The sequence below is a fragment of the Arthrobacter sp. ok362 genome (genome assembly GCF_900102785.1).
Classification (GTDB): domain Bacteria; phylum Actinomycetota; class Actinomycetes; order Actinomycetales; family Micrococcaceae; genus Arthrobacter.
Map to the genome: position 1 here is coordinate 63,077 of NZ_FNGC01000015.1, position 12,545 is coordinate 75,621.

Below are 12,545 nucleotides of genomic sequence, written 5' to 3' on the forward strand. Positions count from 1 at the left end.
AGCGGACGCCCCGCACCGCCAAAACCTGCACCGCCAAAACCCGCACCGCCAAAACCCGCACCGCCAAGAAGGGTCCTTCCAGCTTCGGCTGGAAGGACCCTTCTGGGTTGCTACGGGTTGTTGGAGTGCTGCGCGGCCGCTATTCGACGACGAGCAGCAGGTCCCCGCCCTGGACCTGTTCGATCGAGCCGACGGCGAGGCGCGCCACGGTGCCGGCCACCGGCGTCGTGATGGACGCTTCCATCTTCATGGCCTCGATGGTGGCCACCGTGTCGCCGGCCTTGACCGTGTCCCCGGCCTTGACGGTCAGCGTGACGGCACCGGCGAACGGCGAGGCCACCTGGCCCGGCTGGGAGGCGTCGGCGCGTTCGGCGGCCTTGACGTTGCTCACCACTGAACGGTCACGGACCACCACGGGCCGGGACTGGCCGTTGAGCGTGCACATGACCGTGCGCATGCCCTTCTCGTCCGGCTCGGAGACGGCCTCGAGCGAGGCGATCAGGCGGACGCCCTTCTCGAGCTCGATCTCGTGCTCCGCGCCGCGCTGCAGCCCGAAGAGGTAATCGCGCGTGTCCAGCACCGAAAGGTTGCCGTAGGACTCGACGCTCTTCTGGTAGTCCTTGGTGGGCCCGGCGAAGAGAAGGCGGTTGAGGGTGCGCCGACGGGTCTTGGAATCGCCGTTGAGCGCAGCGCTGTCCTCGGTGCTGATCTCGACGTCGCGGACCTTGATGGTCCGGCCCTGCAGCGCCTTGGTCCGGAAAGGCTCAGGCCAGCCGCCGGGCGGGTCGCCGAGCTCGCCGGAGAGGAAGCCGATCACGGAATCCGGGACGTCGTACTTCTGCGGGTTTTCGTTGAAGTCCGCGGGATCGGCGTTGAGGCCCACGAGGTGCAGGGCGAGGTCGCCCACCACCTTGGACGACGGCGTCACCTTCACCAGTCGGCCGAGGATGCGGTCCGCCGCGGTGTACATGTCCTCGATGGCCTCGAAACGTTCGCCCAGGCCCAGCGCCATCGCCTGCTGACGCAGGTTGGACAGCTGCCCGCCCGGAATCTCATGCTGGTAGACCCGGCCCGTGGGCCCAGGCAGTCCGGACTCGAACGGCGCGTAGACCCGGCGGACGGCTTCCCAGTAGGGCTCGAGGGCACAAACGTTCGCGAGGCTGAGGCCAGTGTCGCGCGGCGTGTGGGCCAGCGCGGCGACGAGGGCCGAGGCCGAGGGCTGGCTGGTGGTTCCGGCCAGGGAGGCCGAAGCCACGTCCACGGCATCCACGCCGGCATCCACGGCTGCGAGGAGGGTGGCCAACTGGCCCCCTGCGGTGTCGTGGGTGTGCAGGTGCACAGGCAGGTCGAACCGCGCCCGCAGCGCCGAGACGAGGCGTGCCGCGGCAGCCGGACGCAGCAGCCCGGCCATGTCCTTGATCGCGAGGATGTGCGCCCCGGCGTCGACGATCTTCTGCGCCAGCTCCAGGTAGTAGTCCAGCGTGTAGAGCGTTTCCTCCGGATCCAGCATGTCCGCGGTGTAGCAGAGGGCGACCTCGGCGACGGCGGTACCGGTCTCGCGGACGGCCCGGATGGCCGGGGCCATCTGGTTGACGTCGTTGAGGGCATCGAAGATGCGGAAGATGTCGATGCCCGTGGCGGCGGCCTCGTTGACGAACGCCACCGTGACCTCTTCCGGGTAGGGCGTGTAGCCGACGGTGTTGCGGCCGCGGAGCAGCATCTGCAGGCACAGGTTCGGCATCGCCTTGCGCAGGGCAGCAAGCCGGTCCCACGGGTCTTCGCCGAGGAAGCGCAGGGCGACGTCGTAGGTCGCCCCGCCCCAGGCCTCGACCGACAGCAGCTCCGGGAGCAGCTTGGACTCGGCCGGACCGGCCGCCACGAGGTCGCGGGTGCGCACACGGGTGGCGAGCAGGGACTGGTGCGCGTCGCGGAAGGTGGTGTCCGTGACGGCCACGGCGTCCTGCGCGCGCAGGGCCCGGGCAAATCCTTCCGGGCCGAGCTCCAGGAGCCGCTGGCGGGACCCCGGCCGGGCCTCGGTGTCATCAAGGGCTGGAAGCTTGTCCGCCGGGTCCGTGTGGACCTTAAGTTCGCCGTTGGGCTTGTTGACTGTGACCTCGGCAAGCCAGGTCAACAGCTTGGTGCCGCGGTCTGCGGAGACCCGCGCCTTCAGCAGCTCGGGCCGTTCGTCAATAAACGAGGTGGCCACATCCCCCGCGACGAAGTCGGCATCGTCCAGGACGGCCTGCAGGAAGGAGATGTTGGTGGACACGCCGCGGATACGGAACTCGGCGAGGGCGCGCCGGGCCCGGGCCACGGCGGCCGGGTAGTCGCGGCCTCGGCAGGTCAGCTTGACCAGCATGGAGTCGAAGTGCGGGCTGATCTCCGCGCCCGAGTAGACGGTACCGCCGTCGAGCCGGACACCCGCTCCGCCGGCCGAGCGGTAGCCGGTGATCTTGCCGACGTCGGGCCGGAAGCCGTTGGCCGGGTCCTCCGTGGTGATGCGGCACTGCAGGGCAGCGCCCTTGAGCTGGACGCTCTCCTGCGACAGGCCCAGGTCCGCGAGCGTCTCACCGGCGGCGATGCGCAGCTGCGCCTGGACGAGATCGACGTCGGTGACTTCCTCGGTGACGGTGTGCTCGACCTGGATGCGCGGGTTCATTTCAATGAACACGTGCTGGCCGGCGCGCTCCCCCACCGTGTCGACAAGGAATTCGACCGTGCCGGCGTTGACGTAGTTCAACGCCTTCGCGAACTTCACGGCGTCGCGGTAGAGCGCCTGCCGGATGCCCTCATCGAGGTTCGGTGCCGGTGCAATCTCGATGACCTTCTGGTGGCGGCGCTGGATGGAGCAGTCCCGCTCGAAGAGGTGCATGATGTTGCCCTGGGCGTCGGCCAGAATCTGGACTTCGATGTGGCGCGGGCGCAGGACGGCCTGCTCGAGGAACATGGTGGGGTCCCCGAACGCTGCGTCCGCTTCGCGCATGGCGGCCTGCAGGGCATCCGGGAGCGCTTCGCGGGTGTCCACGCGGCGCATGCCGCGCCCGCCGCCGCCGGCGACGGCCTTGGCGAAGATCGGGAAGCCGATCTCATCCGCGGCGGCGATCAGTTCGTCCAGGTCTTTTGACGGCTGGCTGGACTTGAGCACCGGGACACCGGCCTTGCGGGCGGCCTCGAGGGCGGCAACCTTGTTGCCTGCGAGTTCCAGGACTTCCGCCGGCGGGCCGACGAACGTGATGCCGGCCGCCTTCGCGGCGCGCGCCAGGCGCGGGTTCTCGGAGAGGAAGCCGTAGCCGGGGTAGATGGCGTCCGCACCGGACTCCTTGGCTACCCGCACCACCTCATCAACGTCCAGGTACGCCCGGACCGGGTGTCCCTCCTCGCCGATCAGGTACGCCTCGTCGGCCTTCTGGCGGTGGATCGAGTTGCGGTCTTCGTGGGGAAACACAGCGACAGTCTTGGCACCCAGCTCGTAGCTCGCGCGGAACGCGCGAATCGCGATTTCGCCGCGGTTGGCCACCAGAATCTTAGAAAACATGCTTCTCCTGCATCATCGCGGGCGTATCGGTAAGTGCTCACAGTGTCTAGGACCTGTGCGGGCAAACACAAATCATTGTGGCCACTGTCACAGCATTATCCGTCACGGACGCCGCGATGGGCAGGGTCCCGGCCATGAAGCTTTTCCTGCATGCCCGGTTCGCGACGTTCTGGCGCCCCCACGCCGGATGAAACGGGTTTCGCCGGAGCATCAACATATGATGAGGGGGTGGGTGGCGCACGCACGCCCCGGCTCCGAAGAACGCAGGAGCCGGCACGACCCCGTCTCGGCAACCGGCGTTAGGTATTGGTTTTTCAAGTGCAAGTAGTGAGCATCAGCAGCCTCAAAGGCGGTGTCGGCAAGACATCCGTGACCACCGGACTGGCGTCGGCGGCATTGGCCGCCGGCATCCCCACCCTCGTCGTCGACCTTGACCCGCACGCTGACGCCAGCACCGCCCTGGGCGTGAGCCCGGACGATCAGCTTGATATCGGCAGGATGCTGAGGTCGCCCCGGCGGGCCCACTTGGCTGACAACGTGGTTCCCAGCGGCTGGGTGGAACACGCCAGGATCAACGGAGGCGCCAACGGCCGCGCCAACGGCAGCACCAACGGTAGAACACAACCCGGCGCTGCAACCTCCGTCCTCGACGTGGCGGTCGGCTCTGCCTACACCGGCATCTACGACCGGCCTGACCTGGGCCGCCGCGACCTCCGCCGGCTCTCCGCTGTGCTGGCCGATGCCACGAACTATGAACTCGTCCTAGTGGATTGCCCCCCGTCGCTGAACGGCCTGACCCGGATGGCGTGGTCCGCAAGCGACAAGGTGACCCTGGTGGCCGAACCGGGGCTCTTCTCGGTGGCCGGCACGGAGCGCACCATGCGCGCCATCGCGTTGTTCCGGCAGGAATTCGCCCCCAAGCTGTCCCCCGCCGGCATTGTGGCCAACCGGGTGCGCAGCGGCTCGGCCGAGCACACGTTCCGGCTCTCGGAGATGGAGTCCATGTTCGGCCAGCTGCTGCTGAGCCCTCACATCCCGGAGCAGGCGAACTGGCAGCAGATCCAGGGCGCAGCCCACTCCATCCACCACTGGCCCGGAGACTCGGCCAAGAACGCGGCCGGGCTCTTCGATACCCTGCTGCAGAACCTGCTGCATCCCAACGGCGCGGCCCCGGCCGGCACTGTCCGCAACCGCAACTTGCGTTAACCGGCGGCTGCCCGGCACCGGCCGCGGACTCCGAACCGGCCGGATCCCGGCACCGGCGCACCAGACTTTACGAACTGAGCGTTCAACGAACTGAGGCCGCCTCCCTGTCCGGAAGGCGGCCTCAGTCGCGTCTGTAACTCTCGTGTCTGTACCGGAGCGCGCTAGCCGATCTTGCGGGCCGCGCGGCGCTTGCTCAGTTCGTCGTCGGGAAAGGACTGGTCCGCGGCGTGTTCGCTGGGAAGGGCTGCGAGGCTTCCTTCAACTTCGCGCCAGACACGGCCGACGGCGATGCCGAACACCCCCTGGCCGCCCTGGACCAGATCGATCACTTCGTCCGCCGATGTGCACTCGTATACGCTCGCACCGTCGCTCATGAGCGTGATCTGGGCGAGGTCTTCGACGCCGCGCTCCCGCAGGTGCTCCACGGCCGTGCGGATCTGCTGCAGGGAGACACCGGTGTCCAGGAGCCGCTTGACCACCTTGAGGACCAGGATGTCCCGGAAGCCGTAGAGCCGTTGCGAGCCGGAGCCAGCAGCGCCGCGCACGGCGGGCTCAACGAGCCCGGTGCGTGCCCAGTAGTCGAGTTGGCGGTAGGTAATGCCGGCCGCCTTGCAGGCGGTGGGGCCGCGGTAGCCCGCGTCTTCGTCCAGCACGGGAAGATCCTCGGTGAACAGCAGGCCTTGGGCACCGCTGGCGGGCACAGCAACGCCGGCCGTCGCGGCCTGCTTCAGCTCGCCCGCTTCGCCTTTCGGACTCACGTGGACCCTCCTTGTCGTGAGTTCCCCTGAGTAAGTTGCATCGGCAGCAATATATGTGAACAGCTGCATGACACAGGATAATGACTTCATCCGTGTAATTCAGCCGAGGCTGCACTTTCCAGTGTGACTTGCGCGGCTACCGTATGCAATGGGAACTTGTACCTCCGACGTTAGGCCTGCTGGGGCCCAAGGTCAAAGACGTTGGGGCTATTCGGCGGGCGTGTCGAAACTTTCATCCTCGACTTTAACGTTTAATGCCGCCACAGCTGTCCCAAGCGTCTCAGAAACCTCAGCCGCCACAGGCACACCAGCAACCCCGGCAGCCTCCTTGGCCCCGGTTACCAGCGGCAATTCAGCCGCCGAAGTCTTCCGGTTCGACGTCGTCGAGGAACTCGCGGAAGCGCCGTAGTTCGCCTTCCTCGTCCACGGCGGGTCCGGGATGCGTGTCCTCGCCCTCGTCGTGTTCGGTGATCCGGACGCCGGCCTCGTCCATGACGGCGTCGGCACACCAGATCCGGCACTTGGCGCGCAGGGCAAGCGCCAAGGCATCCGAGGCCCGGGAGCTTACGGTGGTTCCGTTCTCGAACTGCAGTTGCCCGTAAAAGATGTTGTCCTCCACCGCGACGATGTTGACGCTGACGATCGTGTGGCCCAGGGCCTCGACAACGTCCACCAGGAGGTCGTGGGTCATCGGCCGGGGCGGGACGACCCCCTGCTGGGCCAGGGCGATGGCACTGGCTTCCGGAGTCCCGATCCAGATCGGCACGTGGCGCTCACCATGGATTTCTTTGAGCAGGACAAGCGGCTGGTTGGACGGCAATTCAATCCGCACGCCGACAATCTCCACCTCAATCATCAGATGTCCATCCTCGAGATGCGGTCGTGGACCAGCGCCTGGTGCAGGGACAGGCAGAGGTCGCTGATTTCCCGGGCTGCCTCGGCGGCGCGGGCTTGGGAGGCAGCGTCCTTGCGGGACGTCAGCGTGGCCACGGCGCGTTCCACGAGCCCAAATTCGCGGTCGGCAGCTGCCTGGAAGGGCCGCAGGTGGCGCGGTTCCAGGCCGTGGCCCTCCAGCTGGACGCAAGCCCGCGCCACCTGCAGGGCGTGTTCGTCGAACTTGCCGTTGACGTGCCCGATCAGGCCGTAGCTTAAGAGGGATTCCAGCAAGGGGACGCTCGCCCCGGATTCGGCACGGAGCTGCTCCTCGCTGAGCCGGCGCGCACGGCTCTGCAGCTCGGTGGCGAGCTCCTCGGAGACGATCCGCGGGGAGACAGTGACGCCTGCCGGCAGGTTTTCCGGCCGTTCGCCCCGGTCGATCGCGTCGAGGTAGTCCTTGATGACCTTTAGCGGCAGGTACTGGTCACGCTGGAGGGACAGGACAAAGCGCAGCCGTTCGACGTCGTTCTCGGAATACTGCCGGTAGCCGGCAGGGGTCCGCTGCGGGTTGATGAGTCCTTTTTCCTCAAGGAACCGGATTTTTGACGCGGTCATGCTGGGAAAGTCGTCACTCAATTGAGCCAGGACTTCCCCGATGTTCAGAACCTGGGGTCCGCGCCGATCCGCATGTGCCGTGGCCACAGGCAGCTACCCCGGAATCAGACGTTGCCTGCTGCGCGGGCAGGGCTGCGATAGAAGGTGAGCCGGAACTTGCCGATCTGGACCTCGTTGCCGGACTTCAGTTCCACGGAGTCCACGCGGTCGTGGTTGACGTAGGTGCCGTTCAGGCTCCCGGTGTCCACGACCTCGAAGCTGCGCGCGGTGCGGCGGAATTCTACGTGCCTGCGGGACACGGTGACGTCGTCGAGGAAGATATCGGCGTCCGGGTGGCGGCCGGCCGTCGTGACGTCAGAGTCCAGCAGGAACCGCGCGCCGGCGTTGGGGCCGCTGTGCGCCACGAGCAGGGCCGATCCGAAGGGAAGGGCCTCTACGGCCGCCCGCTCCTCGGTCGAGAGCTTCGGTGTGAAGTTGGGTTCATCGCGCACCGGAGTGAGGTTGATCGACGTGGTCTCCGAAGCCTTCACTCCACCCGTGCCGTAACCGTCACCGGTGTCGTTCCGTTCGTGCCCAAACATTGAGTCCTCCTCATTCGTTGCAGGTGTCCCCCCTGCAAACAACGCATGCCGTCCGGAAAAGCCTCGCAGTCCCGGTATTGAGGCCTTTCGGCGGGGCGCGGCTTTGTTTTGTTATCCCAACAACACTCTCCGGCGACCCCGGACCGAACGACCTCTGTCTTTAGCCTACCTGCTGTTCATACTCGGATGCACTGAGCAGAGACTCGACCGCGTCGGCTTCCGCGAGCTTGATTTCGATCAGCCAGCCCTCACCGTACGGATCGGAGTTGATCAGGGCAGAATCGGTGTCCAGGGACTCGTTCCGCGCCACGACCTCGCCCGTCACGGGGGCGTAGATGTCGCTGACGCTCTTGGTGGATTCGACCTCTCCGACGACGTCGTTGGCCTTGATGGTGGTCCCCACTTCGGGCATCTGGGCGTAAACGACATCCCCGAGGGCGTCCTGGGCAAAATCGGTGATGCCGACGCGCACAATCCCGTCGGCATTGGGGGCCGAAACCCATTCGTGTTCTGCGGTGTAGGACAGGTCTTCGGGAATGATGCTCATGACGGGCCTTTCATCGGGTCAATCACCTATGCGGCGGCAGTCGTTTGTTCTAGCCGCCGCTGAAAGTATAGGCATATCGGGCAGGGGCCGGGGAGGGATCTGAGAAGATGGGGCGATGGCAGAACATGCACCGCCGAAGGTCAGGAATGTGAACAACCGGGCCGCCGGGACCCCGGGACCCCGGACCAGCAAGGGCTAGGCCATGCCTGAGCTTCCTGAAGTTGCGGCCCTGACGGACTTTCTGGACGAGCACCTGCGCGGAGCAGTTGTGGCGAAGATCCAGCTGGTCTCCTTCGCCGTGCTCAAGACGGCCGACCCTCCCTTCACCGATCTCGAAGGCAGGGTCGTCACCGGGGTGCGCCGGTTCGGCAAGTTCGTCAGCATGGAAGCCGACGGGCTGCATTTTGTCTTCCATCTGGCGCGGGCCGGCTGGGTCCGCTTCACTGACGCCCCCACAGACGCCCAGCTGAAAATGGGCAAGGGGCACATCGCGGTGCGGCTGACATTTTCCGGCGCTCCGGGCCCGGTGGGCATGGACCTGACCGAGGCGGGCACGAAAAAGAGCCTGGCGGTCTACGTGGTCCGCGATCCGCTTGACGTTCCCGGCGTCGCGGCGCTCGGACCGGATCCGTTCAGTCCGGGCTTCGACGTCGGCGCTTTGGCGGGGATCCTCGGTTCCAGCTCCCAGCAGATCAAGGGCGTCCTGAGGAGCCAGAGCATCATCGCCGGAATTGGAAATGCCTACAGCGACGAGATCCTGCACGCCGCCAAGACATCCCCTTTCGCCCTCGCCAAGTCCCTGGACCGGACGGACGTCCAGCGCCTCTACGACGCCATCCACACCATTCTGGGAACGGCCGTGGAGGAAGCCCAAGGCAAGCCGCCCAACGAGCTCAAAGACACCAAGCGGAGCCACATGAGGGTCCACGGCCGGACCGGCGAAGCGTGTCCGGTGTGCGGCGACACGGTCAGGGAGGTCTCCTTTGCGGACACCGCCCTGCAGTACTGCCCGAAGTGCCAGACGAAGGGAAAGATCCTGGCCGACCGCCGGACGTCGCGCTTCCTCAAATAGGCGCTTCCCGGGCGCCGGCGATTCAATCCCTTGCGCTGGCGCCTCCCAGCGAACACGATACAAGGACACCTTTCAACGGCGCCTGAGGGGAGTTGTCTCAAAGATGCGAATGCTGATCATGGGTCCCCCGGGGTGCGGCAAGGGCACCCAGGCCGAACGTTTGTCCCGGCGCCTCGGCATCACCGTGGTGTCCACTGGAGAGGTTTTCCGCGACCATGTGAAGAACCTGACGCCGCTGGGCCAGGAAGTCATTGTGCATCTGGACGCGGGCGATTTGGTGCCCGATACCCTGACAAACCGTGTGGTGCGTGACCGCCTGAACCAGAATGACGTCAGGGTCGGGTTTCTCTTGGACGGGTATCCCCGAAACACGTCGCAGCTGGCTGAACTCGACTTCATCCTCGCCATCAACGGGCACGCGCTGGACGTTGCAGTCCAACTGACGGTTGACGACGCGGAACTCGTCCGCCGAATGCTCCACCGCGCCACCATGACCGGACGCAGCGACGATACCGAGGACGTCATCCGGCACCGTTTGGAGCTCTACCACCAAGAGACTGAGCCGGTGGCCTCAGCATACTCACAGCGCGGCATCCTCCTCAGCGTCGACGGCATGGGAAGCGAGGATGAGATCTTCGGCAGACTGCTTGCTGCACTTCGTGCGTCCTTCCCGCGGCCATAACCGATGTCGCCATGGACGGAACGATGCCGAACTGAGTGACCCGCCGACAGTCACCAGCAGCAACCCACACCGGCGCCGCGATTTCCTTGGAAGTTCGAGATACAGAAAACCCCGCCATTCCTGATCAGGAATGGCGGGGTTTTCTCTGTTGGTCGGGCTGACAGGATTTGAACCTGCGACCCCTTGACCCCCAGTCAAGTGCGCTACCAAGCTGCGCTACAGCCCGCTGGTTCCACCGTTCTCCGCTGGGAAGTCCTCCCGGATTCTCTCCAGGTTTTCTTCCAAGCAGTCCGGCCGAACCACCTCCAAAAGCTTACACGATCCCGGAGGGTGCCTGTGACAATTTCATCCTGTCACGGCCACGGTGTGTCGGAATTAACGTTTCTTGCCGCGCTTTTCGCGCACACGCATGTTGACCTCGATCGGCGTGCCCTCGAAACCGAAGGTCTCGCGCAGGCGCCGGGTGATGAAGCGGCGGTATCCCGGATCCAGGAATCCCGTGGTGAACAGCACGAACTTCGGCGGCCGGCTCGACGCCTGGGTGCCAAACAGGATGCGCGGCTGCTTGCCGCCGCGCACCGGGTGCGGGTGCGCCGCCACGAGTTCGCCCAGGAACGCGTTGAGGCGTCCGGTGGGGATGCGCTTGTCCCAGTTTTCCAGGGCAACGTCCAGTGCCGGGACCAGCCGGTCCTTGTGCCAGCCGGTCTTCGCCGAGATGTTCACGCGCGGTGCCCAGGCCACGTGGGCCAGGTCCTGCTCGATTTCGCGTTCCAGGTAGCGGCGGCGCTCGTCGTCGAGGAGGTCCCACTTATTGAAGGCGAGCACCAGGGCCCGGCCGGATTCAACGGCGAGTTGCAGGATGCGCACATCCTGCTCGCTGAGCACTTCGTCCACGGCCAGGAGCACGACGGCGACCTCGGCCTTTTCGAGCGCGCTCTGCGTCCGCAGGGAGGCGTAGAAGTCCGCACCCTGGGCCATGTGCTGGCGTCGCCGGATGCCGGCGGTGTCCACGAAGCGCCACGTGCGTCCGCCGAGTTCGATGAATTCGTCGACCGGGTCGCGGGTGGTGCCGGCGGTGTTGTCCACCACCACACGCTCGGAACCGGCGAGCTTGTTCAGCAGCGAGGACTTGCCGACGTTCGGGCGGCCGATCAGGGCCACACGGCGGGGTCCACCGGAGCGCTCGAGGCCTTCGATCGTGGAGAACTCCGGGAGGGTGTCCATGACGTGGTCCAGGAGGTCGGCCACGCCGCGGCCGTGCAGGGCCGAGACGGGGTACGGTTCGCCAAAGCCCAGTCCCCAGAGGGTTGCCGAGTCGGCTTCCTGGGCGAAGTCGTCCACCTTGTTGGCCACCATGATGACCGGCTTCTTGGCCTTGCGCAGCATCTTCATGACGCCTTCGTCCGTGGCCGTAGCGCCCACGGCGGAGTCGACGACGAACAGGACGGCGTCGGCAAGTTCCACTGCCATCTCGGCCTGCTCCGCCACGCGGGCGTGGATGCCACGGGCATCATGTTCCCACCCGCCGGTGTCCACCACGGTGAAGTTGCGGCCGTTCCAGTTCGCCGAGTACATGACACGGTCCCGGGTGACGCCGGGAGTGTCCTCGACGACTGCCTCGCGGCGGCCCAGAATCCTGTTGACCAGGGTGGACTTGCCCACGTTGGGGCGGCCGATGATGGCCAGGACCGGATCCAGTTTGACTGGGCCGTCAAAGTCTTCATCGTCGAAGTGGCCGCTCAGCAGTGCGGCGTCGTCTTCGTCCAACTCGTAGTCGTCCAGCCCGGCGCGCAGCGACGCAGCGCGGAGCTCCGCTTCGTCGTCGTCCAGGGCGGCGAGGTTTTCAGCCACCTGGTCGGTGCCGGTGGGCGTGTATTCGTCTTCGCCGGCGCCGAAATTACCGGAGGTTTGAGTCGTATCGCTCATTGCACTTTCCTTAGGTGGTGATCTGCCGGCGTCCCGGCTACTGCTTCATGACGTTCATGCGGGAATTCCGCGTGGGGCAGGGGCTGCCCTGTTCTTTGGATCGAGTCCTGGACATGGCGGGCCAGGGCGGCCCGGATTTCGGTTCCCGCCCTGTCCATTGAAACACGCCCAGTCTCGCCGGGCCTGCGGCTGACGTTGATGGCACCGCCGAAGCTGACATGCAGCCGCCGGCGGGGTGCGGGAACAGTGTCCAGGTGTTCGCCGCCGATTCTGGTGCCCAGGATGGCCACGGGAACCACTGTGGCGCCGGAGTTGAGCGCCAGCCAGGCGACGCCGTTGTTGATCGCGGCGGCCTCACCACTCCCCCGGGTCCCTTCGGGCAAAATCCCAACACACCGTCCGGCGGCGAGCAGGCTCCGGGCCGTGGCCAGCGCCGCACGGCCGCCGCGGCGGTCGACGGGCAGCTGGCCCGACGCCGCCAGTACGCGGCCGAGGAGCCCGGTGAACATCTCCTGCTTGACGAGGATGTGCATGGGCCGGGGCGAGGCGCCGAACATGACGGGCCCGTCGAGGAAGCTGATGTGGTTTCCCGCGAAGATGACGGGTCCGGCCGCCGGGACGTTGGACCGTCCGGTGACCGAGGTGCGGTAGACGAGGTGGTCCAGGATCCAGCCCACAGGCCGGCTCCACGCCATCGTCCAGTGGCCGGGAAGGGAGGCGTGCACGTTCGCCTGCCCCCCGGTGCGC

General features: G+C 66.3%; 11 protein-coding genes and 1 tRNA gene. 3 read left to right on the forward strand and 9 right to left on the reverse strand.

Features of this window, described 5'->3' with window-relative positions; genetic code table 11:
• Positions 1-139: 139 nt before the first annotated feature.
• Positions 140-3,535 (reverse strand): pyruvate carboxylase, encoded by a 3,396-nt coding sequence (locus BLQ10_RS17990; protein ID WP_091564396.1) that lies wholly within the window; start codon positions 3,533-3,535, stop codon positions 140-142.
• A 318-nt stretch (positions 3,536-3,853) separates the two neighbouring features.
• On the opposite strand from BLQ10_RS17990, the gene BLQ10_RS17995 reads away from it, so the two are divergent.
• The gene (locus BLQ10_RS17995) at positions 3,854-4,741 is read left to right on the forward strand and encodes a ParA family protein (protein WP_091564398.1); all 888 of its coding nucleotides are present in this window, start codon (positions 3,854-3,856) and stop codon (positions 4,739-4,741) included.
• Positions 4,742-4,902: 161 nt separating this feature from the next.
• Here BLQ10_RS17995 and BLQ10_RS18000 read toward each other — a convergent pair whose 3' ends face one another.
• The 5 genes from BLQ10_RS18000 to gcvH form a co-directional block, all read right to left on the reverse strand.
• A complete protein-coding gene (locus BLQ10_RS18000) occupies positions 4,903-5,499 on the reverse strand; it encodes a MerR family transcriptional regulator (protein WP_018772320.1) in 597 nt (198 codons plus the stop codon).
• A 352-nt stretch (positions 5,500-5,851) separates the two neighbouring features.
• Positions 5,852-6,355, reverse strand: a complete 504-nt coding sequence (locus BLQ10_RS18005) for a bifunctional nuclease family protein (protein ID WP_091255089.1) — start codon at positions 6,353-6,355, stop codon at positions 5,852-5,854.
• Entirely contained in the window at positions 6,355-7,077 is a 723-nt protein-coding gene (locus BLQ10_RS18010; RefSeq protein ID WP_091564399.1) for a transcriptional regulator FtsR, read from the reverse strand. The genes BLQ10_RS18005 and BLQ10_RS18010 overlap by 1 nt, the downstream gene beginning before the upstream one ends.
• A 17-nt stretch (positions 7,078-7,094) precedes the next feature.
• Positions 7,095-7,571: an FHA domain-containing protein gene (locus BLQ10_RS18015; RefSeq protein WP_091564401.1), complete on the reverse strand. Its 477-nt coding sequence runs from the start codon at positions 7,569-7,571 to the stop codon at positions 7,095-7,097.
• Positions 7,572-7,731: 160 nt separating this feature from the next.
• A complete protein-coding gene (gene gcvH / locus BLQ10_RS18020) occupies positions 7,732-8,118 on the reverse strand; it encodes a glycine cleavage system protein GcvH (RefSeq protein WP_091564402.1) in 387 nt (128 codons plus the stop codon).
• Between the two features lie 202 nt (positions 8,119-8,320).
• On the opposite strand from gcvH, the gene BLQ10_RS18025 reads away from it, so the two are divergent.
• Entirely contained in the window at positions 8,321-9,190 is an 870-nt protein-coding gene (locus tag BLQ10_RS18025; protein WP_091564403.1) for an Fpg/Nei family DNA glycosylase, read from the forward strand.
• A 109-nt stretch (positions 9,191-9,299) separates the two neighbouring features.
• Positions 9,300-9,872 carry an adenylate kinase gene (locus BLQ10_RS18030; protein WP_091564405.1) on the forward strand — a complete coding sequence of 191 codons (573 nt, stop codon included), beginning with the start codon at positions 9,300-9,302 and terminating at the stop codon, positions 9,870-9,872.
• A gap of 149 nt (positions 9,873-10,021) precedes the next feature.
• Here the strand turns inward: BLQ10_RS18030 and BLQ10_RS18035 are convergent.
• The 3 genes from BLQ10_RS18035 to BLQ10_RS18045 all read right to left on the reverse strand — a co-directional run bounded on the left by BLQ10_RS18035 (position 10,022) and on the right by BLQ10_RS18045 (position 12,493).
• Positions 10,022-10,098: transfer RNA gene (locus tag BLQ10_RS18035), tRNA-Pro, on the reverse strand.
• Positions 10,099-10,247: 149 nt separating this feature from the next.
• Positions 10,248-11,798: a ribosome biogenesis GTPase Der gene (der, locus tag BLQ10_RS18040; protein ID WP_091564407.1), complete on the reverse strand. Its 1,551-nt coding sequence runs from the start codon at positions 11,796-11,798 to the stop codon at positions 10,248-10,250.
• Positions 11,795-12,493 (reverse strand): lysophospholipid acyltransferase family protein, encoded by a 699-nt coding sequence (locus BLQ10_RS18045; RefSeq protein ID WP_091564409.1) that lies wholly within the window; start codon positions 12,491-12,493, stop codon positions 11,795-11,797. The genes der and BLQ10_RS18045 overlap by 4 nt, the downstream gene beginning before the upstream one ends.
• Positions 12,494-12,545: the final 52 nt, after the last annotated feature.

What these genes read in the sequence shown, in the direction of transcription:
- BLQ10_RS17990 (WP_091564396.1), bottom strand. Translation starts at nt 3,535, where the DNA reads ATGTTTTCTAAGATTCTGGTGGCCAACCGCGGCGAAATCGCGATTCGC.
- BLQ10_RS18015 (WP_091564401.1), bottom strand. Translation starts at nt 7,571, where the DNA reads ATGTTTGGGCACGAACGGAACGACACCGGTGACGGTTACGGCACGGGT.
- der (WP_091564407.1), bottom strand. Translation starts at nt 11,798, where the DNA reads ATGAGCGATACGACTCAAACCTCCGGTAATTTCGGCGCCGGCGAAGAC.
- BLQ10_RS18045 (WP_091564409.1), bottom strand. Translation starts at nt 12,493, where the DNA reads ATGGCGTGGAGCCGGCCTGTGGGCTGGATCCTGGACCACCTCGTCTAC.
- gcvH (WP_091564402.1), bottom strand. Translation starts at nt 8,118, where the DNA reads ATGAGCATCATTCCCGAAGACCTGTCCTACACCGCAGAACACGAATGG.
- BLQ10_RS18005 (WP_091255089.1), bottom strand. Translation starts at nt 6,355, where the DNA reads ATGATTGAGGTGGAGATTGTCGGCGTGCGGATTGAATTGCCGTCCAAC.
- BLQ10_RS18030 (WP_091564405.1), top strand. Translation starts at nt 9,300, where the DNA reads ATGCTGATCATGGGTCCCCCGGGGTGCGGCAAGGGCACCCAGGCCGAA.
- BLQ10_RS18025 (WP_091564403.1), top strand. Translation starts at nt 8,321, where the DNA reads ATGCCTGAGCTTCCTGAAGTTGCGGCCCTGACGGACTTTCTGGACGAG.